This is a genomic window from Acinetobacter sp. M5A5_2a, from assembly GCF_053345265.1.
In genome coordinates this window covers 44,137-69,752 of the sequence record NZ_JBKEZV010000003.1, presented here as the reverse complement: position 1 = coordinate 69,752, position 25,616 = coordinate 44,137, and the positions used below count along the sequence as shown (strand labels likewise).

Below are 25,616 nucleotides of genomic sequence, written 5' to 3'. Positions count from 1 at the left end.
CAACAACTTGACGATTTTTTTAATTTTCATGCCGAGGTGATCCCCATGTTATATACCGTCGAATGCAGTTATACCGATGCAACAACTGAACATGAGTGGAATGAATTTTATAGTGTTGAGAAATTAGCTGCCCTCATTTCAGTAACTGGATTCATCACTTCACAGCGATTTAAAGCAATCACATTTGCCTGCCCTACTTATCTGGCTATTCATACTGTTCAAGATGAACACGTAATCAACAGTGATGAATATAAACAAAAAGGTGGCGGAAACTTCTCACGTTGGCAAACTAACATTACCGATTGGCATCGTAATCTCTATGAAGTTCAGGACGTTGCACCTACGGTATCAGCAGATCAAGTTTTATTACTGAGTGCTCAAGTGCTGCAACTCGATAAAATAACAACCCCACCAAAACCCATACAAATGCAAGCAATAGGTTTAGACCAATCACCAAATTATCGCGTAGCTTATGTTTTATCACGTAGCCAAGCTGAACAGATTGCAAATACTGTTGATGTAGATCTCTATGAACCAATCACTATGCAACTGCAAAACTTATCCAATACTCAACTGAATCATGAGATTTAAAGTATGCCTAATCTTACTTTTTATGTTTCGAAAGAGCTGTTAGAACAAATTGAGGATGTCATTGAGCTAACACAAGATTTTCAGTCTTTATGCGTTGAGCATCTCGGAGCTGAGGTGGAAAAGGTGCATATTATTTATATTTCGGTTCAATCAGGTTGTGGACATCCCATTTATGCTGAGTTGAGGTATCGCTTGTTAGCAAGCCGCTCTCCTGAAATGATGACTGCTTTTATGCACAAACTTGATCAAATTATTCAGAAATCTTTGGATGTTACATCCCGCATTCGATGTTTTGCTTATCCACCTGAACAGCTGTATGCCTATAATTAATAAGAAATCGGAGAGCTTAATGAATCATCAAGCACAGAAATCACATCAAATCGGTGATTTTTTAGTGACTGTTTTGAGTGATGGTGAAATGAACGTCAGTCTGGCACTTTTAGCTGGGATTGATGAAAAGTCTGCTGAAAAAATACAAACTGATGCAGGCGTAATTAATGCAGATCAAATTGACATTAATTGCTATCTAATTCAGGGCAATGGACACACAATTTTAGTCGACTCAGGAACAGGAGGGTTAAATCATGCAGGTGGTTTGCTATTAAGAAACCTTGCTCAACTTGGCATTGCTCCATGTGATATTGATACCATTCTCATCACCCATGCACATCCTGACCATATTGGTGGATTGCTGGATAATGAAGGAAAACCTGTTTATGAAAATGCTAAACTTTATCTGCATACTTTAGAGGTTGAATACTGGCAAAATGATTATGCCTTCGCACAAGCGACTGAACGAGGTAAGCGAAATTTTGATCTGATGCGTCATACCTTAAATGCATACGCACAATCCTTACACTTATTTGATGGTCATGAATCCATTGCTGGTATTCGTCCGATCTTACTTGCCGGCCATACACCGGGACATACTGGCTTTCAGATTGGAGCAGGTGAAAGTAGCTTATTAATCTGGGGAGATATTGTGCATTTCCCCTATATTCAGTTAGATAACCCTAATGTTTCTATTGCCTTTGATTATGATTCAGATCAGGCAAAAATCACACGGAAAAAACTTCTGAAGCAAGTGGCAGAGCAAAAGCAATTGATCGCAGGTATGCATATCGGAAAATCAGGATTTGCATATATCCATTCTATGGAACAAAAAGATAGATATGAGATTTCATATTTAAATGAACCTCATTAACATAATAATAAATGCTCTATGAAATACAAAAAAGCCCCTGCTTTCGCAGAGGCTTTTGAAATTTTATTTTATAAATAATAAACTCCTTAACACTTCTAATAGGAATATGAGTCATGCAAAAGCGGGATGAGATATCAATTGCTCATAAATATCTTTCTAATACCATTTCTAAAGTAACGAATTTCCCCACACATAAGCTAAAAAATAATAATCCTATCGAAAATGAAAGCTCTTTCTTCTTTGTACATGATTTTGGCACTTATGAATTAGAAGCCAAATTCAATTATTGTGATGGTTTTCCACAAAAAATAGCTTTACTTATACATGGAGGCAACTCTGACTTAAGCTCTTTAGGTCCTTTAGAAGATCTACTTAGAAGGGAAAATATTGGAACGCTTTCATTTAATTTAAGTGGGTTAAATAGTACGAGTAAAACAAAATCATCGTTATCTCAAAATATAAATGAAAGTACTGCTTTTTACAGTCTCTTAAAAAAGGTGGATATTGTTATTGGATATAGTCTGGGTGGTTATATTGCAATTAATTTAGCAAAAAAATTTCAAATAGATCAATTAATTTTATTATGTCCAGCTATATATTCAGATCAAGCAGTAAACAAAATTTATGGAAATGATTTTAAGAATGAAATTTCTAAACCTTATAGTTTTTATTCATCATCAATTTGGCATTTTTTAATGGAGTATAAAAGAGAAGTATTAATCGTATATGGAGAGTTGGATGGAATAAAAACGAATGATGGAAAGTCGAAAGGATTTTATGAAATTAATGGTATGACTCAGTATTCTCCAATTCCCTATGAGATAGTTCAAACATTTAAAAAAATTTCTATCCGAAAAGCTAACTTTAATTTAATAATTGAGAAAGATAAAGATCATTACCTCTTAAAAAATATAAAAACTTATAATATTAAAAAAAATATTGATTTCTTAAAAAAGACACTCTAGTCTGTAGCAGAATTTTAATCACAATAAACTAGCCATGAATCAAATAGTTAAGAACTTAGAAACTTATCACCTTCATCTTTCTTCCGAGATTTCTCATTTAATTAGTGAAATGTCATATGAGCTAGCGTTATTGGGAGGTCCAGATTCTTTATATGTTCAAGAAAAGATTCTGGCTTTTAAGGAAATACTAAGTACAAAGTTAAATTCATATGAAAAAAGTATGATAGAAAAATATATTCATAGAGAAATACCCTACCTAGTACTTGAAGGGCTAAATATTAAAAAATTAGATCGTAGTAAAATTGATATTACTCAATCAACTCAACTACCATCTCTTGAGATACTCGAAAAAGATATAGATATATTAACATTAGCTTCTTCTGAACAAATAATATTGGCACTCCTTGAGGAAGATGCTTTTGCGTTTGATATTGATAATGTGGGTAAAATCGTTAGAGTTGTTGCAAACTTAAAAGGCGGTGGAGCTACAAAAATTGAAAATGAGAATCCTGATAAGAGTTCACATTCAGGTATAGAATTAACTGCGCACACCGAAGCTCCTTACCATACAGTTACTAAAGTTGTTAACAATCATTCACCGGCTCCTTCTTCCTTAATTTTAACAGCAAGATGGAACCCCTTAAATGAACCTACAAGTTTAATTCCAATATCAAGAGTATTAAGCCAATTAACTATTGAAGAGATACTGGCTTTAACAACGGAAAGTTTTAATTTTACAAGAAGTGAAACATTTAACGAGGGCCAAGGATCTGGAGGAGAAAATGTTTCTATCCTAGAAGTAGATAAATATGGTTATAAAGCCATGAAATACAACTCATATAGATTCACTCCAAATGAGAATGCCTCTATAAAAATTAAAAATGCTTTTTATAAATTTGAATCAATTGTTCGAAAAACTAGTATTGTTAATTCTATTAATTTAAATCCTAATACCGTTTTAATTATTAATAATAGTTTATGCTTACATTGCCGAGATGTTATTAAAGATAACCGAAGAACATTAGTTCGTTTATTTGGTTATAGAAAAAATCTTGACTATATTGTACTGCAAAAAAATCCTCTTATTGTTAAAGGCTAATGAATTGAATTTTGAACTCCTACTTATCTTAGGCTTAGTGGCTATGGTAGCTGGATTTATTGATGCTATTGCAGGTGGGGGTGGCTTAATAACTCTACCCGCATTGCTCTTATCAGGTGTTCCTCCTGTATCTGCAATAGCAACCAACAAATTGCAAGCTGCCTCTGCAACACTTTCAGCAACTATTAGTTTCGCAAGAAAAGGACTCATCGAGTGGCGTAAAGCAATCCCTATAGCTTGTATGTCTTTTTTAGGTGGAATATTAGGGGCACTTTCAGTTACCCTCATGCCTAAAAATGTACTTTTAACTATTGTTCCAATACTTTTAATTTTAGTAGCCTTATATTTTATTTTTTCACCAAAACTAAGTGATGTAGATAAAAAACCCCTTATTCCTTATTTTCTATTTGCACTTCTAGTGGCACCGTTACTAGGGTTTTATGATGGAGTTTTTGGTCCTGGAGTCGGTTCATTTTTCATAGTTGCATTTGTACTATTATTAGGTTTTAAGTTGGTAAGTGCCTTATCTTATACCAAGTTAGCAAATGTGGCTTGTAACCTAGGTTCTTTATCTATTTTCATTATTAAAGGATATGTCATTTTTCCAATCGCTTTAGTAATGGCTGGTGGAGCTTTTGTTGGGGCTTCGATTGGCGCAAAATTTGCGGTAAGATTTGGATCAAGAGTGATTAAGCCTTTGTTAATATTGATAAGTTTATGTATGGCTCTAAAATTATTATTGGATCATAAGAACCCCATTTTCATATATTTTAGCCATTTCTTTTAATCTATTTATTACATTATTTGCATCTCAATAGCGTTTTTTCTAGAGGCTCTTAAATCTGTTAAGAGCTCATTGCTCTGAAACAGAACATACTATAAAAAAAGCTAAGCCCCGATTACCGAGGCTTAGCTTTAAAATAATTTTAAATTAAAATTACTTATTTAATGTCTGTAAACTCAGAAACAGGTTTGTTGACTTCAACTTTTGTACCTGCAAATTTTTCGCTCACAAATTTTTGTACTTTAGGTAAGTGGTAAAGTTCACCTAATTTCGTATAGATCGGGTCATTTTTATTCGCTTCAGCCACACCTAATAAGTTCACATAAAGCTTTGTAGACTGGTCAATAGGTTCACGGAAGATAGAATCTTTCAGAACGTTTAAACCACCTTCAAGTGCCAATGTATTGCCCAATACAATTGCATCAACGTCGTTTTTAACACGAACTGCTGTCGTCATTTGAATTGGTTTTAATTTCAAACCTTTAGGGTTTTCAGCGATGTCATTGGTCGTCCCTTTTACAGGGTCAAAGTCTGGTTTGAGTTTAATCAGTTTAGCAGACTGTAATAATGTTAATGCACGCGCTTCATTAGCAGTATCGTTTGGAATCGCGATTGTAGCGCCTTGTGGGAACTCATCAACAGTTTTCACTTTATTTGCATAAAGGCCCATTGGTTCCAAGTAAGTTGTCGCAACAGCAGCAACTTTAGCTGTATTTGAAGCATTGTAAGCTGCTAAATAGTTAAATGACTGGAACGCATTTACGTCTTGTTCGCCACTTGCTACAGATGTGTTCAACACAACGTAGTCAGTCAAGTTAGTCACTTCGAGTTTAATACCCGCTTCTTTAGTCTCAGGAAGCGTTGCAACATATTTCCATACGTCAGTATCTGAACCTGTTGAAACAAGTTTAATTGTGCGTACTGACTCAGTTTTGTCTTTAGCTGGTGCTGTATTTTCAGTTTGTGCAGGTTGTTTATTACATGCAGTCAGTGTGAGTACAGATGCGCTGAACAGGACACTAAATAATTTTTTCATAGATACATCCTAAAATAGGAAACGCCTACCCTAATAAAGTGAGACATTCCCAACCATTGGGTCGAAATGCAATATTTGGCTGGAAGTAATTTCCAGATATATAAGGGTTTAGAAGCCTGAATTCAGCCTAATTTCTTCCTTGATCTTGCTCGCTGAACAATAGAATTATGTTTTGAATCAGTTTCTAAATATTGGATCATCATATATCAATAAGTGAATATTCTACAAATAACTTGTTCGATTTTGATATATAGACACGCTCTTGGTAAGGCACTGATAATAAAAAACATATTATATAAATAAAACAGTTTTGATTAAAATATATACTTATTTGATTTATATGAAATTTTCAGGATTTGTTAGCAATATTTAAGCTAACTATGACGCTAATTTATAGGCTATGCATAAAAAAAGCCCCTGTTTTCACAAAGGCTTTTTTTAAATTAGATGGTTAAACTTAAATTAAATTATTTATGAACCCAAGGCACAGCTGGCGAACCAATCCACGCAGATTTAGCAGGAATATTTTCACCTTTCATCACTAAAGTTAATGGTCCTAACACTGCATGATGGCTAACATTGGCGTTATATAAAATAATACTACGTGAATTTACCACCACATCATTTCCAACATTGACCTGTCCAATTTTCATAATACGATCTTCAAACAAGTGAGTTTGCGGTCCTGAAAAGCTATTAAATTCAGCACGGTCGCCAATACTCACACAGTCAAACTCTGTGATATCAGCCGTATCCATGTAGACATCTTTACCAATTCGAACACCTAAAATACGCAAGAAGAATGGCAACATTGGCGTTCCTCTTAAGTAGTTTAAGAAGTTTGGAATGGCAACTGATTCATATAAGCTAGTAATCCCTTCACTTAACCACACAAACATGGTCCACATTGGCGCTGAACGTGGTTGATAACGTCCAATTAAAGTCCACTTCATCAATGCAACAATAATGAAACAGCCGACACCATAGAGCAAACCAGCAAGCGTTAAAGCCAATAAACCAGTTGGGATGTTGTATTTATTAATAACATCGATAACTTCAAGCACAATCATATAACCCACACCAATTGCGAGTGCGGCTGGTAATACAACACGAAGGCCTTCAATGAAACCACGCATGAAACGGCGCTTGAAGCTTGGCTTAAACGTTAAGTGGTCAGGATATTTTTCAGCAGCTTCACGTGCAGGTAATAATAATGGCGGAGAACCAAACCAAGTTTGACCATCATACATTTCAAGGTTATCTGGTGTTTTTGACTGTACGCCAATTAAGACATTGTCTGGTAACACTGTACCATCAGCAATATAAGCACTGTTTCCGACAAAACTACGATTTCCGATTTTGGTCGCTTTTAATGTCATCCAACCGCCTTTAATTTCTTCATCACCCAACATTACAGCATCAGCAATAAAGCTTTCTTCACCCAAAGTCAGCATTTCAGGAATAACACCATTTGCAGTAGAAATTTCAGTATTTTTACCTACTTTCGCCCCGAGCATGCGGAACCATGTAGGCGCATAAATCGTAGCAAACAGGCCGTGCAATGTTTGTAAGCTTGTTTCTAAAATTTGAGATGCAAACCACTTACGATAATACGTGCTGCCATGAACAGCGTACGTTCCAGTCTCAAGACGAGGCAATGCAATTTTGCGTATTGCTGAAGAAATAACAGCAGTAATCATCATCATCATTGCACTAGCTGGAATGGCTAAAGCAAAATAATAAAGTGCGATTTGCAGATGGTTATTCGGATTAATATTAAATACGTTTACATCTAACCAATCGACCAAAAGGAAACTTGGGAAAATTGGAATAAAGAACAGACAAGCAATGATTAACGCACTAACACCATAATATCCATATTCAGCAATTTTACGAATGAACGATAATTTAGGACGTTCTGGCATTTTAGCGTGTTCATCTACATGCCCTATTTTTTTAGCTGGCGTTCCATCCCAAATTTCGCCAGCTGGTATTACTGTGTCATATTCAATTGAAGTTAGGGCATTTACATTAGCTTGTTTTTCTAACACTGTATTTTCTTCTAATACAGCATACGAACCCACATAACTATCTTCTTTAAGATGAATTGAACCCAACACCAAATGACCATGTTCGACTTTGGCATTTTCTAAATTCACTTGAGAGCCAATGCTCACTCCATCTTCAACAGTTAATAAAGATGGCATGCGAATATGAACCGAACTAATGGTGACATCATGTCCAATTTTTGCGCCAAGTGCCTTTAAATAGAGATTAAGTAAAGTTGAACCTGACAATAAATAAACTGGTGAAATATTGCTAATACGGTCTGCTAACCACCAACGGAAATACGTCATTCCCCAAAGTGGATAACGTCCTGCACCAATGCCCAACATTAATAATCGTTTCACCGTAATTGAAAGCACAAAACTACTAATAATAACGCTGATATAAACCAGTAAAGACAACGCGATTGCATATGGAATGCTGTCTCGGGTTCCACCTGTAAAATAGTGATAGGTAAAGAATGGTGCTAACCATTGCAAAATATTAATCGAAATTAAAACTGGAATGGTCGTAAGCTGCGCAATACCACATAACCATTTATACGTTTGGTTACGCGGGTTGTCTTGCCCAATTTGGCTATCAAATAAAGTAGGCTCTGGTTGCTCCAACATTAAAGCTGCAATAGCCCCCACTCTTCTCGCTTGATATAAGCTTTGAATCGTAAGATGGCTATATTGAGGATGTTCACGCAGATTTGAAACTAAAACAGCGGCTAAAAGTGAATGCCCGCCTAAATCATCAAAGAAATCTGAATCTAGTTTAATCGGCATGTTTGGAAACAGGCGGTTCAAAATTTCAAATAAGATTTCTTCTGCTGGATTTTGTGGCTGGTCAGACTCACTACGGTCAATCACACTAGTGAGCGGTCTGGCTTTTAACGCTTTACGGTCAATTTTCCCAGATAATAAACGTGGTACTTCTTCAATAATCTCAAAACGATTCGGCACCATATAAGGTGGTAAACGTTGAGCTAGAGTATGACGAAGCTGCTTAATTTCTATTGGTTGTTTGGCATCAAGTTCAGGTGCAATAAAAGCAATCAGCTGATCAATTCCGTCTTCTTGACGTAGAATTACTGCTGCTGTGCCAATGCCATCAATATCGCAAAGCGCAGCTTCAATTTCACCGAGTTCAACACGGAAACCACGGATTTTCACCTGATCATCGGCCCGCCCCAAGCAGTGGACTTGACCAAATTCATCAATTTTTGCCAAATCACCAGTACGGTAAAGCAACTCTTCATCCGCACTCATTGCCCAAGGGTTTTCAATAAACTTATCAGCCGTTAAATCAGGTCGCCCTAAATAGCCTGGTGCCACACTTGGGCCAAAAATACAGAGCTCACCTGTTTCACCTTGAGCCAGTAATTCTCTTTCAGCGTTAATGACTAACATGCCATAGTTTGGTAAAGGTTTCCCAATCGTAACGGGTTTACCACGTTCTAACGACTCAAGGCTTGCAGTAACCGTAGTCTCAGTTGGACCATAGGTGTTAAACATTTGATGGTGAGGTAATGCCCAACGGTCAACCAGTGAGTCTGGGCACATTTCCCCGCCTAAGTTAATAATACGTAAATTCGGTACATCTTCAGGGAATAAAGCCAGTAATGTTGGTACAGCATGCAATACTGTAATTTGTTCCTGCTTTAATGTTTGGCATAAACGTTCAGGGTCACTCACCAAGTTTTTTGGAGCAATCCATAATGTTGCCCCAACCAAATAAGAAAGCCAGATTTCTTCAAACGACATATCAAAAGCGACTGAAAAGCCTTGATAGACTTTGTCCTGTTCTTGAATCCCTAAAATACTGTTTTCACTACGCAAAAAGTGACAAATATTTTTCTGGGTAATCACAATACCCTTCGGCTTTCCAGTTGAGCCTGAAGTGTAAATAATATAAGCAGGTTGATCTGGTGTGGTTTTCGGTAAGCTTACTTCTTTAATAACCGGCTGTTGTAGCTCTGTGTTTGTCCATTTGGTTTGCGGCACTTCCGCTAAATGTTCATACCATTCATCTGTAGTAATCATGCCTACAGCTTCAGCATCTTCAAGACAAACTGCAATACGGTCTGCTGGCGTATCCATATCAAAAGGAAGCCAAGCCGCACCACTCAAACAAATTGCCAGCTGTGCTTTTAAAAGCTCAATACCTCTTGGTAGCCATAACCCGACAATATTCCCCGCTTTTACCCCATTTAAAATCAACTGTTGCGCCATAACGAAAGCTTGCTGATATAACTCTCCATAGCTCAGCGTTTTATTTGCTTCAATTAAAGCTGTTTTATCTGGGAGATTTTGAGCAGTTTGAATAAAAATATCGGCGAGTACTTCATCTTGCAAAAATTCGGGGTGAAATTTACCACGAATAATATTTTTCGAGCTTGTTACGCATTGGTTCATTTTTATAACTCTCTTTAAGTTTTGATTTAACTTAAATACAGTCACGTTTGGATTTTTATGACTTATTAAAGAAATCAATTGTTAGGCAACAAATTAAAGAGTTGAACTTAAATGAAGATTAAAGATTTTATTTTAAGCGTAGAGAGTGAGTTATTAACTTAGAAGAACAATCGATTTTTATGCCTTATAAATCAAACGGGAATGACAACAAGGAAAAATATAGGCACGTATTTTTATAAAAATTAAATAGCGTTATTCAAAATTGATATAAGCCAAGAAAATAAAAAAATAGGCATAAAAAAAAGCCCTCGTCATTAACAAGGGCTTTTTAAGAATTTGGCGGAAGCGGTGAGATTCGAACTCACGGAGGACTCACACCCTCGTCGGTTTTCAAGACCGGTGCATTAAACCGCTCTGCCACGCTTCCAACGAGCGCTATAATATAAACAAAAACACAAGTTGGCAAATCTTTTATTTAATTTTTAATTCAAACGCTCAAAATAAATACAAATTAATTTAGTTTTCTGGGTTTTCGCTCTTTTCATAGCGAATTGTATTGATATACCAAAGCTTTTTCCCAGATGGCGTATGCACCTCAATCTCATCATCGACTTCTTTGCCGAGCAGTGCACGGGCCATAGGCGATTCAATCGAAATATGCTGAGGGTGATGATCATAAATTTCATCAATCCCTACAATACGTAAAGTTTTTTGCTCACCTTCTTCGTTTTCAATCTCTACCCAAGCGCCGAAGTAAACCTTACCATCTTGCTCAGGTGCGTAATCAATGATTTTTAATTCTTCTAAACGTTTTCCTAAATAACGTACTCGTCGATCAATTTTTCTCAGTAGCTGCTTGTTGTACTGATAATCTGCATTTTCACTGCGATCACCCAAGCTTGCAGCCCAATTCACTTTCTTTGTGATTTCCGGTCTTTCTTCATGCCAAAGTTGTTTTAATTCAGCAACTAATTTGTCATGCCCTGATCGGGTGATTAAGTTAGATTTCATGATTAAAAACCACTGTTCAACAACATATCGCTTACAAGATGTAGCATTTTATACCCTATTTTCTCATATCAGAAGTGTATAAATTTTCTTCCTTAAGAAATTCATGTGTTTATGATGATATATCGAATATTTAATTGTACGAAATTTGACAATACTTTTTTTCAATACTATGATGCGCGCAGATTAAATGTTGAGCATTTTTTAACCTTTTAGAAAACTATGTAGATTTTCTACACAGTTTGTTTTTTTCATTTCATGTCATTTTGAATGACGTCATGACTGCCCACCCCTTATTGAATTTATCAACTTTTAAAAGTTATGGCAGCTTATTGTCTGACTTTTTGGGCATAAATTATCTGTAGCGGAGACAACATGCACAGTAATTCAAGTTCAGGGTCGAGGCTTTGCCTTAACTCTTTATTTTCTTCTCTCCCGTTAAAAGCACTTGCACTCAGTACTATGCTTTTTCCATTTCATAGTATTAATGCAGGAAAAACCCTACAGTACAATACTGTAGTAAATACAAACACTCTAACTGTTGTTGCGGTAGAAAGCCCGACAACCGTTTTCAAAGAAGATCAGTTTTTACATGGTTTTGGTTACGACTTAGCACGTAACTATGCACAAAGCCTTAATGTAAAGCTAGACTTTAAAATCGTGGCAGACAATGCCACTGCACTTAGATGGGTTCAGCAAGGTAAAGCAAACTTTGCGATGACGACCGCAGGTTTAAGTACCATTGAGAACAAAGGTTTAATGTCCTTTTCTGCAAGTTGTGGTGACACAGTCAATTTGCAAAAAAATGGGTTAAATCCTGAGTTAAGCTGGGTGTTTAAACAAGCTGATGACCCTCTCACCCAAACTGCTAGTGGCTTTGTATGCCAAAGTAAGCAAAATGGTGTGACTCAGCAACTCGCTTCTTTCTATAATCGTAATGTGGTGAAACCAGAAGCTTGGTCAACCATTCAGCGTGACTTAACGACGCGTTTACCGATTTATAAAGCGAGCTTTAAACAAAGTGCAGCTAAATATGATCTTGACTGGCATTTACTTGCTGCCATTGGTTATCAAGAATCATATTTAAAGCCAGAATCTGTTTCTCCCACAGGTGTTCGTGGCTTAATGATGCTGACCAATAGCACTGCTCGAGCAATGGGTGTAAGCAATCGTAGTGATCCAGCTCAAAGCATTCAAGGTGGAGCAAAGTATTACGACCAGATGCTAAGTGAATATGATGATATTCCCTTCCCTGATCGGAACTGGTATGCGCTGGTGGCCTATAATATGGGACCTGGTGCGGTAAACCAGATTCAGAAGCGCTTGCAGGCACAAGGGAAAGATCCAAATCAGTGGGTTAATCTCTACAATTATTTGCAAAGTAATAAAACGCGTAATGGTCGATATAAGCAAGCGGTTCAATATGTCACTCGTATTCGTGCTTATCTTGAACATATCAAAACGGCGCAAACACGAATCAATATCTAATTTTTATTGTTTAAAAGTTGATAAATTCATTGTTTGTATAAATAAAAAGCTTACCTCTATGGGTAAGCTTTTTATATGAATTCTTTGAAATTTAAGCTGTTTGCTCTAACACTTTCTTAAATAAATCTTTTTGTTCTTGGCTTGGCTTAGCTGTTTGTAAAGCCATCAATTGAGACATATCGCCTTGAACTTTAATTTTACCAGTCATGAATGCCTGCATAGCAGCAGCCATATCAAACTCTAAGAATACTTTACGTAAAGTTTCAGCATCCATGTTTAAAGTTGTTTTGGCATTTGAAGACAAACCTTTTTTGATTTTACCCCCATCTAAAGCTAATTCGGTATTTCCAGAAGCATCTGTAACTACTAAATTAATTGCCAAATTCGCAAGAGCAGGTGGCAAATTAAGATCCCCTGCTTCAGCAGTTAATTTTTCGACAGTAGCAAACCAATCTTCAGTTAAAAATGCAGGCATGATTCTTCCTCAAATTTATTTGTTCAATTTCTCTAGTTGTCTATCCAGACAACATCATGTGAAGCAATTCTGCTTGAGCGTTGTTATAGCATGTAATTTAAATTTAGGGCTATGACTTTTTGTACGGAACATTCATTTTTTAGTATTTTGATACATTAAAGGCACTTGTTTATAAAGTGCCTTTAATTGACTTATCAAGTAGTTTTACTCAGCAGCAAAACTTAAGTTCACAACATCTAAGCGATTCTTAAGCTCTTCTGGATCTTTAAAATCCAGCTCGCGCTGAGAATCTAGGGCTTCGAAGTCAAACAGTTCACGGTCCGCTAACTGAGACGGAGATACGTTTTGTAACGCACCAAAAATGCTGTGTAAGCGTTTCGGATATTGTTTATCCCAATCACGTAGCATTTCATTCAGCATGGCACGCTGTAAGTTTTCCTGCGAACCACAAAGGTTACATGGAATGATTGGGAACTGACGCAACTCGGCATATTTGATGATGTCTTTTTCTTCAACATAAGCCAATGGACGAATCAGAATATTCTTCTTATCTGATGATAAAAGCTTTGGAGGCATCGCCTTTAAACTGCCGCCATGAAACAGATTTAAGAAGAACGTTGCAAGAATGTCATCGCGGTGATGTCCTAAAGCAACTTTAGTCGCACCAATTTCTTGTGCAAAGCCATACAAAGAACCACGACGCAAACGCGAACATACTGCACAGTAGGTTTTACCTTCCGGTGTTAAACGCTTAGTAATGGTATAGGTGTCTTTTTCTAAAATGTAATATGGAATGTTATTTTCTTCCATATAACGAGGTAAGACATCTTCAGGAAAGCCTGGTTGCTTTTGGTCAAGGTTAACCGCAACAACATCAAAATTGATTGGTGCAATACGTTTAAACTGCAACATGATATCGAGCAAGGTATAACTGTCTTTACCACCAGACACACACACCATGACCTTATCGCCCTCTTCAAGCATATTGAAGTCACGAATAGCATGCCCAACTTGACGGCGAAGCTTCTTGAGCAAACGGTAATAGGCCGAGCTTGTTGGAAGTTCAGGCTTAAAATTAAATCCCTGATTAGACTCAACTGGCGCGTACATAGACGAGATATACCCATAAATAAAAATACCGCGCAATTTTATATGATTCGGACGAGAATCGCATCAAAAGAATAGTTTCAATTCTTGAAGTCGTCACATTGCTCCTGCATGATGCAAAAGTCGTGTTCTATTTTGACTAGCGCGTTCAAAATTTGTGCAAAGTGCTTACTTTTTGGACTTTTCCACAGTTTTCCACAAAACCTGTGGATAAAATTGTGGATTTCTTCGTACTTGACAAACTGTTTAGACCTTCTGTTAAGGGTTTTATTTAAATTGATCATTTTTTAACCAATGTTTTTTACCATTAAATATCAACATGTTAGTCAAGTCAATAGAATCATTTTAAAAATAATTTTTAATTTTTTTTGATGAGCATTCGAACAAAACAGCTTGATTTTTTGAAAGAGTCGAAATAAAAAAAATTACACAAAAGTTCTTTCTGTAATATTTTTTGATAAACTCTTCGACAAGTTTTGAATATCTTAAAATTGTGAATAACATAAAATGAAAAAACCGGTTCAATTTCTTTTTTCTTGTTTACTGGGGATGACCACTTTTTCGGTCGGCATAACGTCGACTTCAGCAGGCCAAATGTATATTTACCAAGATAAAAATGGTAGTACATTGCTGACGAATCGAAAAAGTTATGATCAATCACTTAAAAAAGTAAAAGTGACCTATTACCCTGACAGTAATATTCATAGTTATACGAACTGGGGAGCTTCAGAGGCCTCTGTTCTGCCTAGCTACAATAAAAATAAAAATGCTTTTGACCACATTATTAAACAGGCTGCACAGCAACACGGCGTATCAGAAGGCTTAATTAAGGCCGTCATGCATACCGAGTCAGGATTTAATGTAAATGCTCGCTCTCCAGTCGGGGCGCAAGGCCTTATGCAGCTTATGCCTGCGACTGCACGTCGATTTAACGTGACCAATGCCTTCGATGCTCAACAAAATATTTTTGCAGGTGCAAAATATTTAAGCTGGTTGCTCAAGCGTTTTCGTGGCAATACACAAATGGCACTTGCTGCTTATAATGCAGGTGAAGGTAATGTTGATAAATACGGCGGTATTCCACCTTTTCGTGAAACACAAGATTACGTGCGCCGTGTAACCAGTCGATATCAAAACTTATATTCATCTGGTTCAGGTTTTTCATCTTTTACTAATTCTTCTAATACTTCAGCGCAAGTCTCTTCTCAGTCTTCTAATTTAACGGAAAACACAACAGCTCAAATAGCAGCGCCAGCACCTAAATATTCCTCTTCTCGTCAAATTGTGACTTTATCCAATGGGACATTTACTGATGCGCCTACGGGTACTTATGTCACGAACAACGCCACTGCTATTGCACATATTCGAATTGAATAAAAACTTTAACTGACGGATCTATTCCGTCAAATTTCTGTGCTTTAAATTGTAAAGATCTATTACCTGATCCTTACCATTTAGGCGAATTTAGCCAATAATTCTTTAAATTTAGGTACATTCTACTTCGTGAAAGAATGTATCAATTCCTTATTTTTTTCTTGAATTTTTCCCCTAAGCCCCGCATATTAGCTGCATGATTTAGAATTTGTAAATCAGATAACATTTTATTTATAAGAGGGTTTTCTCAATGATGCGGATTGGTTTGTTTTTGCTTACCAACCTCGCGGTACTGGTTGTAGCTGGCATTATTTTGTCACTCTTCGGTGTCGGTAGTTACCATGGCGCGGGTGGCTTGAATCTAGGCAACCTTTTAGTAATCTGTTTTGTGTTTGGTATGGTGGGATCTTTAATCTCGTTATTCATGTCAAAATGGATGGCTAAGAAAACGACCGGTACAGAACTGATCGACCCGAATGCTCCTCGTAACCAAGCTGAAAGCTGGTTATTGCAAACAGTCGCTGAACTTTCTCAACGTTCTGGTATTAATATGCCAGAGGTTGGTATTTTTCCATCATATCAATCCAATGCCTTTGCAACAGGCTGGAATAAAAATGATGCCTTAGTTGCCGTTTCATCTGGTCTACTTGAGCGTATGAATAAAGATGAGCTCCGTGCTGTGCTTGCGCATGAGATTGGTCACGTTGCGAATGGTGATATGGTTACCCTAGCACTCATCCAAGGTGTCGTGAACGCCTTTGTTATGTTCTTTGCTCGTGTAGTCGGTGACTTTATCGACCGTAATGTTTTTGGTCGTCAAGATGATGAAGCACCGGGTATGGGTTACTTCGTTATTACCATGGTATTAGATATTGTCTTTGGTATTCTCGCTTCTGCGATTGTGATGTGGTTCTCTCGTTATCGTGAATATCGTGCTGATGAAGCCGGTGCGCGTTTAGCAGGTAAACAAGCAATGATTTCTGCATTATTACGTCTACAAGCTGAGACAGAAATGCCAGATCAAATGCCAAAAGAAATGAAAGCTTTCGCGATTGCGGAAGGTAAAGAACAAGGTTTCAGCTTAGCTGCTTTGTTCCAAACCCACCCAACAATTGAACAACGTGTGGCAGCTTTACATCAATTAGATTGCCCATAAAACGTTTAACGTGAAGAAATAAAGCCTCCAATCGGAGGCTTTATTTTTATTACATTGATTGATAAAAGCTCCACAGATAACTTGCTCCCCACCAAACAGCCAAGCCAATTAAAAGCAGTACAAAGGCACCTAATAAATCGGGTATATGTAACCATAACCAACTCACCACAGGATTACGCCAGAAAGCTGAGTGCTGCTGCTTCTTTTCAAGCTGTTCATGTAAATATGGATGAACGACATGAATATCACTTTGAATCGCATATTCTTCACGTATGTGCGTATGCACCACATCTAATGCTTTTCTACTAGGTCGTATAAATATATCAAAAATAGTTCCTGCAACTGGAACAAAGCCCACTACAGCATCTACAACTGCCAGTTTGATGACTGGAGTTAATTTATGTTGGGGTACACCAATCTGTTTAGCCTTATAAATGGCATAGCAAGTCAGCGCAAAACCAGCAACATCACCAGCAATTGGAATCGTACTCAGTGCAGCATCGGCACCAATACCCTGCTTTGTAAAAGGGATACGCACTGCGCTGTCCATCATGGTGGCAAACTTGGCAAGGTCTCGTTCTAGTGCGATGACCTGCTGCTCTGTTAATTTTTTTTCTTGAGGCATCTAAATCAAATATATGAAGAGAAGTTAAACTTAATATACTTGATTTAATACCTCTTTTTAAAATAGTTTGCTTTTAACTAGAAGCTTTCGATCTAAACAATGAACGAAGCAACACGTACATCACTGGAATAAAGAATAAAACCAGCACAGTACCAAACATGACGCCACCTAAAATACTAATACCGATTTCTTGGCGACTCACAGCCCCTGCGCCTTGAGCAAAGACCAAAGGGATTACTCCAGCACCAAAGGCTAAGGAAGTCATTAGAATGGGTCTTAAACGCAAGCTAGCACCTTCTAAAGCCGCTTGAATCGCGTTCTTACCCTTTTCTTGAGCCAAGGCTGCAAACTCAACAATCAAAATTGCGTTTTTACACGATAAGCCAATCGTGGTTAACATTGCGATTTGGAAATACACGTCATTTGGCAGTCCAAAAATATAAGAGAAAATTACACTTCCCCCTACGCCAAGCGGAATAGATGTCATCACAGCCGCGGGAATGCTCAAGCTTTCATATAAAGCAGCTAAACATAAGAAAATAAAACCCGCTGAAATTAAATATAACCAGACGGCCTGATTTGTCGACTTCTGTTCTTCAAAAGATAAACCTGTCCACGCTAAACCCACATCCTTTTGCTGATTTACGAGTTGTTCAACATCTTTCATTGCCTGACCTGAACTGCTGCCACTCGCAACATCTGCCTGTAGCTGTAAAGCACTATATCCCATATAGCGTTTTACGATTTCAGGAGCTCCACCCCAACTAAAGTTAGCAAATGAACTAAAAGGCACCATTTCATTTTGGTTATTACGTACAGACCAATTATATAAATCTTCCGGTTTCGATCTGAACTCAGCATCACCTTGAATCATGACACGCTTAATACGACCGCGATCAATAAAGTCATTCACGTAAGTTCCACCCCACGCACTCGATAGGGTGTTATTAATCGCAGGTAGCTCTAACCCATTTGCTAATGCCTGTTTCTGGTCAATTTTGATATTTAGGTTTGCTTTACTATTGGTTGATTGCTTATCAAAGTTTTCAAAACTTGAATAGCTTTTGCTCTGTGTTTGCAACTGACGGAAGGTGCTATCTAGAAAATCTTGCCCCTGCCCATTTAAATCTTGAATCCATAAATCCATACCATCCGTTTGACCTAAACCATTGACCGAAGGAGGTAAAGTCACATTGATTTGAGCATTATTAAAACGGCTAAAATATTTCATCGCACGCTTTTGTATAGCATCCGCTGAATTGTCTTTTCCAGTACGCACATCCCACGGTTTTAAAGCAATAAACCCTTGCGCTAAATTTTGCCCTGTACCCAAATTATTTCGTCCATAACGGATCAAAACTAAATCGACATTTTTATCTTCTTGCGACAAGAAATATTGACGAACTTGTTCACCAATTTTCTGACTTTGCGAAATTGGGGCACTATCCACAAGCTTAATTTGAACACTTAAAATGCCTTGATCTTCTTTAGGAATAAATCCGCTTTTTAAACCGCTATAGAACAGGGCGAAAACAGCGATCAGAGCCACAAAAATCACAACAACCGATTTACTGTAATGAATGCTTGTTTGTACGATCTTGATATATTGATTTTTAAGTTGATCAATTTTTTGGTTAAACCAAACCGCCCAACGCATAGGTTCAGGATTAGGTTTTAAAATTAGGGCACACAAAGCTGGTGTAAGCACTAAGGCAACGACGAGCGATAACGCCATAGCAGCAACTAAAGTAATGGAAAACTGACGGTAAATCACCCCAATTGAACCACCTAAAAAGGACATTGGAATAAAAACCGCCGTTAAAACCAATGTAATCCCAATTAAGGCTCCACTAATTTCGCCCATTGACTCAATTGCTGCTTCTTTCGGTGTTAAATGCTGTTCATGCATGAGCCGTTCAACGTTTTCCACGACTACAATTGCATCATCAACTAACAAGCCAATGGCGAGCACCAGTGCAAATAACGTTAAGGTGTTAATACTAAAACCGAGCACATATAAGACAGCAAAAGTTCCTAAAATAACAACCGGCACAGTAATACTCGGAATGAGTGTAGCGCGCCAGCTTTGTAAAAATAGGAACATCACCAAAATAACGAGAATAATCGCTTCAATAAGCGTCTTTACAACTTCCTTAATCGACTCTTGAACAAACGGCGTGTTATCTCGTGGATAAACAATTTTATATCCAGCTGGTAACTTGCTTGTAACCTGATCTAGAGTTTGATGGATAAGCTTAGAGGTTTGAATGGCATTCGCACCTGAAGATAACGAAATACCTAAACCAGCAGCAGGATAACCATTAATGGTGTTAAAAGACTGATAGTTTTCTGCACCCAACTCAACTCTGGCAATATCTTTTAAATAGACATAGCTCGCTGTTTGATTTGATTTCACTACAATATTTTTAAACTCTTCGACTGTTTTTAGTCGAGAACCTGCTGTAACCTTCGTATTTAAATACTGCCCATCGATAACAGGTAAATCACCAATTGCACCCGCGGCCACCTGTGTATTTTGAGCGGTTATTGCACTGGCAACATCACTTGGCATTAAATTATATTGTTTTAATTTATCAGGATTTAGCCAGATTCGCATTGCATATTGCGAACCAAACACATCGGACTCACCAACCCCTTCAATACGGTTTAAGTCATCTACCACGTGTGTTGTTAAATAGTCTGATAGCTCAATGTTCCCCGCTTTACCAGTCGAATCATATAAACCCACCACCATGAAAGTATCGCCCAAAGACTTACTTACCGTCACCCCTTGGCGTTGTACTTCATCTGGTAAACGTCTTATGACGCCACTAATACTATTTTGTACTTGTACCTGTGCCGTATCAGGATTTGTTCCATTATCAAAACTAATCGTAATTCGGCTACGCCCTGATGAGTCACTGGTCGAACTGAAATAAAGTAAGTGATCTATACCCTGTATTTGCTGTTCTAAAATCTGAGTAACACTTTGCTCAACCGTTTGTGCATCTGCCCCACTATAACTTGCCGATACTGTAATTTTTGGAGGTGCAATATCAGGATAACGTTCTACGGGTAAATTCAGCACCGAGAAAATACCAAATGCCATAACAATAATTGCTAGTACACTGGCAAAAATAGGGCGCTGAATAAAAAATTTAGATAGCATGGCTGCTCAGAATTAAGTCGTCAATTAACAAGGGGCAATACCCAATTTGGCATCTTGATCATCAACGAGCGATATATAAAAGACAAGTAGAATTAACACAATAAATGCAATTAGGACAAAAACAAAGCCAGAATGGGCATTTCCTACAAACCCATAAAGAAGACTTTAACAAGTGTCACTGAAAATTCATGAATTCTTCATGATCACGTCAATTTCAATGAGCAGACTAGAGCCGTTTCAACTAAAACAATATGAGTAGAATTATGTTTAAAAAAGCAATTTTATGCTTAAGTTTAATTAGTTTGGTAGGTTGTAATGACGATGATAAAACTGAAAACACGCCAACTACGCCAGAATATCAACTTCCTAAGATTTTAGTGATTGGGCACCGTGGCGCTAGCGCTTTACGTCCTGAACACACTCTAGCTTCATATCAAAAAGCCATTGATGATGGTGCAGATTTTATTGAACCGGATTTAGTGTCTACAAAAGACGGCGTGTTAGTTACTCGCCATGAAAATGAGATTGGTGGAACAACCAATGTAAGTACTTTAAGCCAGTTTGCAGACCGTAAAATAACAAAAAATATTGATGGTAAAGACTTAACAGGTTGGTTTACAGAAGACTTCACTTTAAGTGAATTACAGCAACTTAAAGCCCGTGAACGTATTCCAGAGTTTCGACCAGCAAACACAGCTTATAATGACCTTTACCCTGTCCCAACTCTAGAACAAGTGATTGAACTGGCTGAAGCAAATTATAAGAAAACAGGAAAAATCATTGGTTTATATATTGAAACTAAACATCCGACTTATTTTAAAAACCAGAAACTGGCAATGGAAGATACTCTTCTTAAAACCTTAGCTAAATATAAATATACGCGTGATATTGCACCTGTTTATTTACAGTCTTTTGAAGTCAGCAATTTAAAATATCTAAAAGATCAGCTCGACCTTCATAAAACGATTAAACATGCACAAATCATTCAATTATATGATGCTAAGACTTCACAACCAGCCGACTTTGTTGAATCTGGAGAAACTAAAACTTATGCCGATTTAGCCACAGCACAAGGTTTAAAAGACGTGGCTAAATATGCAAACGGTGTAGGACCAAGTAAAGGCTATATTCTGAACTTTAATGACAATGGCTCAGTTCAAAAGACTTCATTTATTTCTGATGCACATACGGCTGGCTTAAAAGTACATCCTTATACTTTCCGTCCAGAAAATAATTTTTTACCAGCGCCTTTAAAATGCAGTCAAGATAAACCAGCTGAGCGCTGCCCATCTGGTGCTTTAAAAGAGTTTGAAGCCTATTTCAAAGCTGGTGTTGATGGTGTCTTTACAGATGACCCAGCACTTGGCCGTGAAGCCGTTATTAATTATGAAAAAGCCACAAAATAATTAAAGTTTTTAATAAAAAAAACAGGGCAATAAATGCCCTGTTTTTTTATTTCTCTACGACATTATCAAAATAGAGCGGAATCCACTGATATTGCTCGGCATTTACTTTATAAACATGACCAATGCCTGGGAATGGTAAATGCGGCGCTGCCACCCATTGCTGCTTATTTGAAATTTCAGCAAACATTTTTAAACGGGTATTAATCGCCTGCTCAGAATTCACATCAAAATCCACTCCTGTTTTTGGAGCATCAAACTGCAAAGAATGTGAGTGAACGATGTCTCCAACAAAAATGATTTGCTGATCATTACTCTTTAAGCGAAAGCTGTGATGACCAGGCGTATGGCCACGTGTATCGATCACTTCAAAGCCTTGAATGACATCACCATCTTTAAATGTCTTAAATGCTTTTTTTGCTTGATAGGGAGCAAGAGCAGTTTTTACATTTTTCACAGTACCTAAGTAGCTTTCTTTTTTATCTGTTGGCACTGTTTTTTCAGAAGCTGGATTTAACCAATAATCAGCCTCGCGTTCATGTGCATAAACGGTTGCATTTGGAAATACAGCTTTTCCATTTTGAGCAATACCGCATACATGGTCTGGGTGTAAATGTGTGAGCAATACTGTTTTTACATTTGCCAGTTGATAACCTGCCAATTCAATATTTTTTGCAATCGAACCAAGTTGTGGACCAAAACAACTTGCTGCGCCACTGTCTACAAGCGTCAAACTTTTGCCATCATCTACTAAAAATGCATTGACCGAAGTTTGAATCCCCTTCTCATTCACAGCAGCATATTTAGTTAATATTTTAGTTTTCTGAGTCTGATTTAAGTTTTTAAACAAGTTAGGATTTAGATAAATCGTCCCATCGAGCAAAGAGGTTACACGGTATTTGCCAAATTGATGGTGATAATAACCCGGTACTTGTTGGGTAGGAGCTTGCTCGGCATACGTTGCATTCATGCTACAAAATGCAAGACCCAAAGCTACACATAATTTTTTCATCTCTTCTTCTCTATTCAGTTATAAAGTCAAAATCTTTAAAAAAGATTTAATAATTTTTTAAGACCCAAATTGTATAATGCATGAAATGTGTCAGAAATATAAGTAAATGAATAGCTATTCTCCTTATAAGGGCAAAACTGGTCTTAAGCGCATATTAAATGCAACGGGCTACTCTATTTCCGGATTTAAAGCAGCATATAAAAATGAGGCAGCTTTCCGTCAAATTGTTTTTATTAATCTTATTTTAATTCCAGTCAGTTTTTTTCTTGATGTAACCCGCAGTGAACATGTCTTACTCATTATTGTATGTTTATTTGCAATGATCGTTGAACTGTTCAATTCAGCTATTGAAGCAGTGGTTGATCGAGTTTCTCTTGAAAAACATCAACTTTCTAAAAATGCAAAAGATATGGGAAGTGCTGCTCAATTTGTTGCACTTTCTATTATTGCCATTACATGGTTGTTCATTTTATTAGGATAAAAAAAACCATGCTTATAAGTAAATAAGCATGGCTGTAACAAAGAGGAACTTCTAGCTGCTGTTCCTGTTTTTTAATATAAGTCATTGAACTTAACGATTTCTTAAAATCACGTAAAATAAAAAATCCCTGCATTTGCAGGGATTTTTTTAGTTAAAGCGTTGATGCGTTATCACATCATCCCGCCCATACCACCCATACCGCCCATATCTGGAACAGCTTGTTTATCTTCTGGAATGTCAGTAATCATACATTCTGTAGTTAACATTAAACCAGCTACAGAAGCAGCGTGTTCAAGTGCAGAACGAGTTACTTTAGCAGGGTCAAGAATACCCATTTCTAACATATCGCCATATTCGCCAGTTGCTGCGTTGTAACCGAAGTTACCTTCACCAGCTTTAACTGCATTAATCACTACAGATGGCTCATCACCTGCGTTTGAAACGATTTGACGAAGTGGAGCTTCGATCGCACGGCGTAAAATGTTGATACCCGCAGTTTGATCTTCGTTAGCACCTTTTAGGTTGTCTAATACATTTACAGCACGTACTAGCGCAACACCACCACCAGCAACAACACCTTCTTCAACTGCTGCGCGAGTTGCATGAAGTGCGTCGTCTACACGGTCTTTCTTCTCTTTCATTTCAACTTCAGTTGCCGCACCGATTTTAATTACAGCAACACCGCCAGCTAATTTAGCAACACGTTCTTGTAATTTTTCACGGTCATATTCTGAAGAAGATTCTTCAATTTGAGCACGGATTTGTTGAACACGCTCAGCGATTGCAGCTGCATCACCAGCACCATCAACAATAACAGTGTTTTCTTTAGAAACAGTGATTTTGTGTGCAGTACCTAAATCTTGAAGAGTCGCTTGTTCTAAAGACATACCAACTTCTTCAGAAATAACAGTTGCGCCAGTCAAGATCGCGATGTCTTGAAGCATTGCTTTACGACGGTCACCAAAGCCAGGAGCTTTAACAGCACATACTTTGATAATGCCGCGCATGTTGTTTACAACAAGTGTAGCAAGCGCTTCGCCTTCAACATCTTCAGCGATGATAAGAAGTGGTTTACCAGTTTTCGCAACTGCTTCTAAAACAGAAATCAATTCACGAATGTTACCGATTTTTTTGTCAACAAGAAGGATGAACGGGTTTTCAAGTTCAGCCGTTAAAGTATCTTGCTTGTTTGCAAAGTACGGAGAGATATAACCACGGTCAAACTGCATACCTTCTACAACGTCTAATGCGTCTTCGAAGCCAGAACCTTCTTCTACAGTGATTACGCCTTCTTTACCTACTTTTTCCATCGCTTGAGCGATAAGTTTACCAACAGTAGTATCAGAGTTTGCAGAGATAGAACCAACTTGTTCGATCGCTTTAAAATCATCAGCAGGTTTTGCATTTGAACGGATATTTTCAACTACAGTTCTTACTGCGATATCGATACCACGTTTTAAATCCATTGGGTTCATACCTGCAGTTACAGATTTGATCCCTTCATTCAAAATTGCTTGAGCAAGTACAGTTGCAGTTGTTGTACCGTCACCAGCGATATCGTTAGTTTTGCTTGAAACTTCACGAACAAGTTGAGCACCCATGTTTTCAAACTTGTCTTTTAATGAAATTTCTTTAGCAACAGTTACACCATCTTTAGTGATGTGTGGAGCGCCGAAAGAACGGTCAATAACAACGTTACGACCTTTAGGACCTAAAGTCACTTTAACAGCATCTGCAAGTACGTTTACGCCTGCAATCATTTTTGAGCGAGCTGAATCACCAAATTTTACGTCTTTAGCTGACATATTAAACTCCGAATCTTTTTAAATACTGAATCTGATAATGGATTGAGTTATGGATTGATTAGCCTTCCAACACAGCTAAAATATCTGACTCTTTCATGATTAAGAGTTCTTCACCACTTACTTTCACTGTTGTACCTGCATAAGTACCAAACAATACTTTGTCACCAACTTTAACATCCAAAGCACGTACGCCATTCTCAGTGATTTGACCATTACCTACTGCAATTACTTCACCTTGCGAAGGTTTCTCTGCAGCAGAACCTGGAAGTAAAATACCACCAGCAGTTTTGGTTTCTTCTTCTACGCGACGAATTACAACGCGATCATGTAATGGACGAATGTTGCTCATAATTAACTCCACCAGACTA

At 37.5% G+C, this 25,616-nt stretch carries 21 protein-coding genes and 1 tRNA gene; 11 read left to right on the top strand and 11 right to left on the bottom strand.

Going from position 1 to position 25,616, the window contains the following annotated elements; translation table 11 throughout:
* Window positions 1–45 precede the first annotated feature (45 nt).
* From ACLBWE_RS04860 to ACLBWE_RS04835, 6 genes are all read left to right on the top strand, one after another.
* Entirely contained in the window at window positions 46–591 is a 546-nt protein-coding gene (locus tag ACLBWE_RS04860) for a hypothetical protein (RefSeq protein ID WP_005045710.1), read from the top strand.
* Between the two features lie 3 nt (window positions 592–594).
* On the top strand, window positions 595–921 hold the full coding sequence (locus ACLBWE_RS04855; RefSeq protein ID WP_447601501.1) for a hypothetical protein: 327 nt from the start codon (window positions 595–597) through the stop codon (window positions 919–921).
* A 19-nt stretch (window positions 922–940) separates the two neighbouring features.
* Window positions 941–1,795 carry an MBL fold metallo-hydrolase gene (locus ACLBWE_RS04850; RefSeq protein ID WP_447601499.1) on the top strand — a complete coding sequence of 285 codons (855 nt, stop codon included), beginning with the start codon at window positions 941–943 and terminating at the stop codon, window positions 1,793–1,795.
* Between the two features lie 113 nt (window positions 1,796–1,908).
* Window positions 1,909–2,760 (top strand): YqiA/YcfP family alpha/beta fold hydrolase, encoded by an 852-nt coding sequence (locus ACLBWE_RS04845; RefSeq protein ID WP_447601497.1) that lies wholly within the window; start codon window positions 1,909–1,911, stop codon window positions 2,758–2,760.
* Window positions 2,761–2,794: 34 nt separating this feature from the next.
* Window positions 2,795–3,859, top strand: coding sequence for a hypothetical protein (locus ACLBWE_RS04840; RefSeq protein ID WP_447601495.1), 1,065 nt, complete (start codon window positions 2,795–2,797; stop codon window positions 3,857–3,859).
* Window positions 3,860–3,902: 43 nt separating this feature from the next.
* On the top strand, window positions 3,903–4,646 hold the full coding sequence (locus ACLBWE_RS04835) for a TSUP family transporter (RefSeq protein WP_447601891.1): 744 nt from the start codon (window positions 3,903–3,905) through the stop codon (window positions 4,644–4,646).
* A gap of 154 nt (window positions 4,647–4,800) precedes the next feature.
* Here the strand turns inward: ACLBWE_RS04835 and ACLBWE_RS04830 are convergent, their stop codons facing one another.
* The 4 genes from ACLBWE_RS04830 to greB form a co-directional block, all read right to left on the bottom strand.
* Complete coding sequence (locus tag ACLBWE_RS04830) at window positions 4,801–5,679, bottom strand: MetQ/NlpA family ABC transporter substrate-binding protein (protein ID WP_017391793.1); 879 nt, start codon at window positions 5,677–5,679, stop codon at window positions 4,801–4,803.
* Between the two features lie 467 nt (window positions 5,680–6,146).
* Window positions 6,147–10,145, bottom strand: a complete 3,999-nt coding sequence (posA, locus tag ACLBWE_RS04825; RefSeq protein WP_447601492.1) for a delta-poly-L-ornithine synthetase PosA — start codon at window positions 10,143–10,145, stop codon at window positions 6,147–6,149.
* Window positions 10,146–10,482: 337 nt separating this feature from the next.
* Window positions 10,483–10,572: transfer RNA gene (locus tag ACLBWE_RS04820), tRNA-Ser, on the bottom strand.
* A gap of 89 nt (window positions 10,573–10,661) precedes the next feature.
* The gene (gene greB / locus ACLBWE_RS04815; RefSeq protein WP_270903030.1) at window positions 10,662–11,156 is read right to left on the bottom strand and encodes a transcription elongation factor GreB; all 495 of its coding nucleotides are present in this window, start codon (window positions 11,154–11,156) and stop codon (window positions 10,662–10,664) included.
* 372 nt (window positions 11,157–11,528) lie between these two features.
* Between greB and ACLBWE_RS04810 the strand changes: the two genes are divergently transcribed.
* Window positions 11,529–12,641, top strand: a complete 1,113-nt coding sequence (locus ACLBWE_RS04810; protein ID WP_447601489.1) for a transglycosylase SLT domain-containing protein — start codon at window positions 11,529–11,531, stop codon at window positions 12,639–12,641.
* A gap of 91 nt (window positions 12,642–12,732) precedes the next feature.
* Here the strand turns inward: ACLBWE_RS04810 and ACLBWE_RS04805 are convergent, their stop codons facing one another.
* Together ACLBWE_RS04805 and ttcA are read right to left on the bottom strand one after the other, a co-directional pair.
* On the bottom strand, window positions 12,733–13,116 hold the full coding sequence (locus tag ACLBWE_RS04805; RefSeq protein WP_003650124.1) for an SCP2 sterol-binding domain-containing protein: 384 nt from the start codon (window positions 13,114–13,116) through the stop codon (window positions 12,733–12,735).
* A 204-nt stretch (window positions 13,117–13,320) separates the two neighbouring features.
* A complete protein-coding gene (gene ttcA, locus ACLBWE_RS04800; RefSeq protein WP_003650120.1) occupies window positions 13,321–14,226 on the bottom strand; it encodes a tRNA 2-thiocytidine(32) synthetase TtcA in 906 nt (301 codons plus the stop codon).
* 504 nt (window positions 14,227–14,730) lie between these two features.
* On the opposite strand from ttcA, the gene ACLBWE_RS04795 reads away from it, so the two are divergent.
* Entirely contained in the window at window positions 14,731–15,600 is an 870-nt protein-coding gene (locus tag ACLBWE_RS04795) for a lytic transglycosylase domain-containing protein (protein WP_215901093.1), read from the top strand.
* A 247-nt stretch (window positions 15,601–15,847) separates the two neighbouring features.
* Entirely contained in the window at window positions 15,848–16,753 is a 906-nt protein-coding gene (gene htpX, locus ACLBWE_RS04790) for a protease HtpX (protein WP_003650116.1), read from the top strand.
* 49 nt (window positions 16,754–16,802) lie between these two features.
* Here htpX and ACLBWE_RS04785 read toward each other — a convergent pair whose 3' ends face one another.
* Both ACLBWE_RS04785 and ACLBWE_RS04780 read right to left on the bottom strand, forming a co-directional pair.
* Window positions 16,803–17,378 carry a DUF4112 domain-containing protein gene (locus ACLBWE_RS04785; protein ID WP_132068604.1) on the bottom strand — a complete coding sequence of 192 codons (576 nt, stop codon included), beginning with the start codon at window positions 17,376–17,378 and terminating at the stop codon, window positions 16,803–16,805.
* A 73-nt stretch (window positions 17,379–17,451) separates the two neighbouring features.
* On the bottom strand, window positions 17,452–20,547 hold the full coding sequence (locus ACLBWE_RS04780; protein ID WP_447601485.1) for a multidrug efflux RND transporter permease subunit: 3,096 nt from the start codon (window positions 20,545–20,547) through the stop codon (window positions 17,452–17,454).
* A 263-nt stretch (window positions 20,548–20,810) separates the two neighbouring features.
* Here ACLBWE_RS04780 and ACLBWE_RS04775 point away from each other — a divergent pair, with 263 nt between their 5' ends.
* Entirely contained in the window at window positions 20,811–21,953 is a 1,143-nt protein-coding gene (locus ACLBWE_RS04775) for a glycerophosphodiester phosphodiesterase (protein ID WP_447601483.1), read from the top strand.
* A gap of 46 nt (window positions 21,954–21,999) precedes the next feature.
* On the opposite strand, the gene ACLBWE_RS04770 is transcribed toward ACLBWE_RS04775, so the two are convergent.
* Complete coding sequence (locus ACLBWE_RS04770) at window positions 22,000–22,962, bottom strand: MBL fold metallo-hydrolase (RefSeq protein ID WP_447601481.1); 963 nt, start codon at window positions 22,960–22,962, stop codon at window positions 22,000–22,002.
* 106 nt (window positions 22,963–23,068) lie between these two features.
* On the opposite strand from ACLBWE_RS04770, the gene ACLBWE_RS04765 reads away from it, so the two are divergent.
* On the top strand, window positions 23,069–23,443 hold the full coding sequence (locus ACLBWE_RS04765; RefSeq protein WP_056481643.1) for a diacylglycerol kinase: 375 nt from the start codon (window positions 23,069–23,071) through the stop codon (window positions 23,441–23,443).
* Between the two features lie 170 nt (window positions 23,444–23,613).
* On the opposite strand, the gene groL is transcribed toward ACLBWE_RS04765, so the two are convergent.
* Together groL and ACLBWE_RS04755 are read right to left on the bottom strand one after the other, a co-directional pair.
* Complete coding sequence (gene groL / locus ACLBWE_RS04760; protein WP_045429266.1) at window positions 23,614–25,248, bottom strand: chaperonin GroEL; 1,635 nt, start codon at window positions 25,246–25,248, stop codon at window positions 23,614–23,616.
* 58 nt (window positions 25,249–25,306) lie between these two features.
* The gene (locus ACLBWE_RS04755; protein ID WP_002120604.1) at window positions 25,307–25,597 is read right to left on the bottom strand and encodes a co-chaperone GroES; all 291 of its coding nucleotides are present in this window, start codon (window positions 25,595–25,597) and stop codon (window positions 25,307–25,309) included.
* Window positions 25,598–25,616 lie beyond the last annotated feature (19 nt).

Bases quoted from the DNA above. Each gene is read 5' to 3' on its own strand.
- ACLBWE_RS04860 (WP_005045710.1), top strand. From the start codon at position 46: ATGTTATATACCGTCGAATGCAGTTATACCGATGCAACAACTGAACAT.
- ACLBWE_RS04855 (WP_447601501.1), top strand. From the start codon at position 595: ATGCCTAATCTTACTTTTTATGTTTCGAAAGAGCTGTTAGAACAAATT.
- ACLBWE_RS04850 (WP_447601499.1), top strand. From the start codon at position 941: ATGAATCATCAAGCACAGAAATCACATCAAATCGGTGATTTTTTAGTG.
- ACLBWE_RS04845 (WP_447601497.1), top strand. From the start codon at position 1,909: ATGCAAAAGCGGGATGAGATATCAATTGCTCATAAATATCTTTCTAAT.
- ACLBWE_RS04840 (WP_447601495.1), top strand. From the start codon at position 2,795: ATGAATCAAATAGTTAAGAACTTAGAAACTTATCACCTTCATCTTTCT.
- ACLBWE_RS04835 (WP_447601891.1), top strand. From the start codon at position 3,903: ATGGTAGCTGGATTTATTGATGCTATTGCAGGTGGGGGTGGCTTAATA.
- ACLBWE_RS04830 (WP_017391793.1), bottom strand. From the start codon at position 5,679: ATGAAAAAATTATTTAGTGTCCTGTTCAGCGCATCTGTACTCACACTG.
- posA (WP_447601492.1), bottom strand. From the start codon at position 10,145: ATGAACCAATGCGTAACAAGCTCGAAAAATATTATTCGTGGTAAATTT.
- greB (WP_270903030.1), bottom strand. From the start codon at position 11,156: ATGAAATCTAACTTAATCACCCGATCAGGGCATGACAAATTAGTTGCT.
- ACLBWE_RS04810 (WP_447601489.1), top strand. From the start codon at position 11,529: ATGCACAGTAATTCAAGTTCAGGGTCGAGGCTTTGCCTTAACTCTTTA.
- ACLBWE_RS04805 (WP_003650124.1), bottom strand. From the start codon at position 13,116: ATGCCTGCATTTTTAACTGAAGATTGGTTTGCTACTGTCGAAAAATTA.
- ttcA (WP_003650120.1), bottom strand. From the start codon at position 14,226: ATGTACGCGCCAGTTGAGTCTAATCAGGGATTTAATTTTAAGCCTGAA.
- ACLBWE_RS04795 (WP_215901093.1), top strand. From the start codon at position 14,731: ATGAAAAAACCGGTTCAATTTCTTTTTTCTTGTTTACTGGGGATGACC.
- htpX (WP_003650116.1), top strand. From the start codon at position 15,848: ATGATGCGGATTGGTTTGTTTTTGCTTACCAACCTCGCGGTACTGGTT.
- ACLBWE_RS04785 (WP_132068604.1), bottom strand. From the start codon at position 17,378: ATGCCTCAAGAAAAAAAATTAACAGAGCAGCAGGTCATCGCACTAGAA.
- ACLBWE_RS04780 (WP_447601485.1), bottom strand. From the start codon at position 20,547: ATGCTATCTAAATTTTTTATTCAGCGCCCTATTTTTGCCAGTGTACTA.
- ACLBWE_RS04775 (WP_447601483.1), top strand. From the start codon at position 20,811: ATGTTTAAAAAAGCAATTTTATGCTTAAGTTTAATTAGTTTGGTAGGT.
- ACLBWE_RS04770 (WP_447601481.1), bottom strand. From the start codon at position 22,962: ATGAAAAAATTATGTGTAGCTTTGGGTCTTGCATTTTGTAGCATGAAT.
- ACLBWE_RS04765 (WP_056481643.1), top strand. From the start codon at position 23,069: ATGAATAGCTATTCTCCTTATAAGGGCAAAACTGGTCTTAAGCGCATA.
- groL (WP_045429266.1), bottom strand. From the start codon at position 25,248: ATGTCAGCTAAAGACGTAAAATTTGGTGATTCAGCTCGCTCAAAAATG.
- ACLBWE_RS04755 (WP_002120604.1), bottom strand. From the start codon at position 25,597: ATGAGCAACATTCGTCCATTACATGATCGCGTTGTAATTCGTCGCGTA.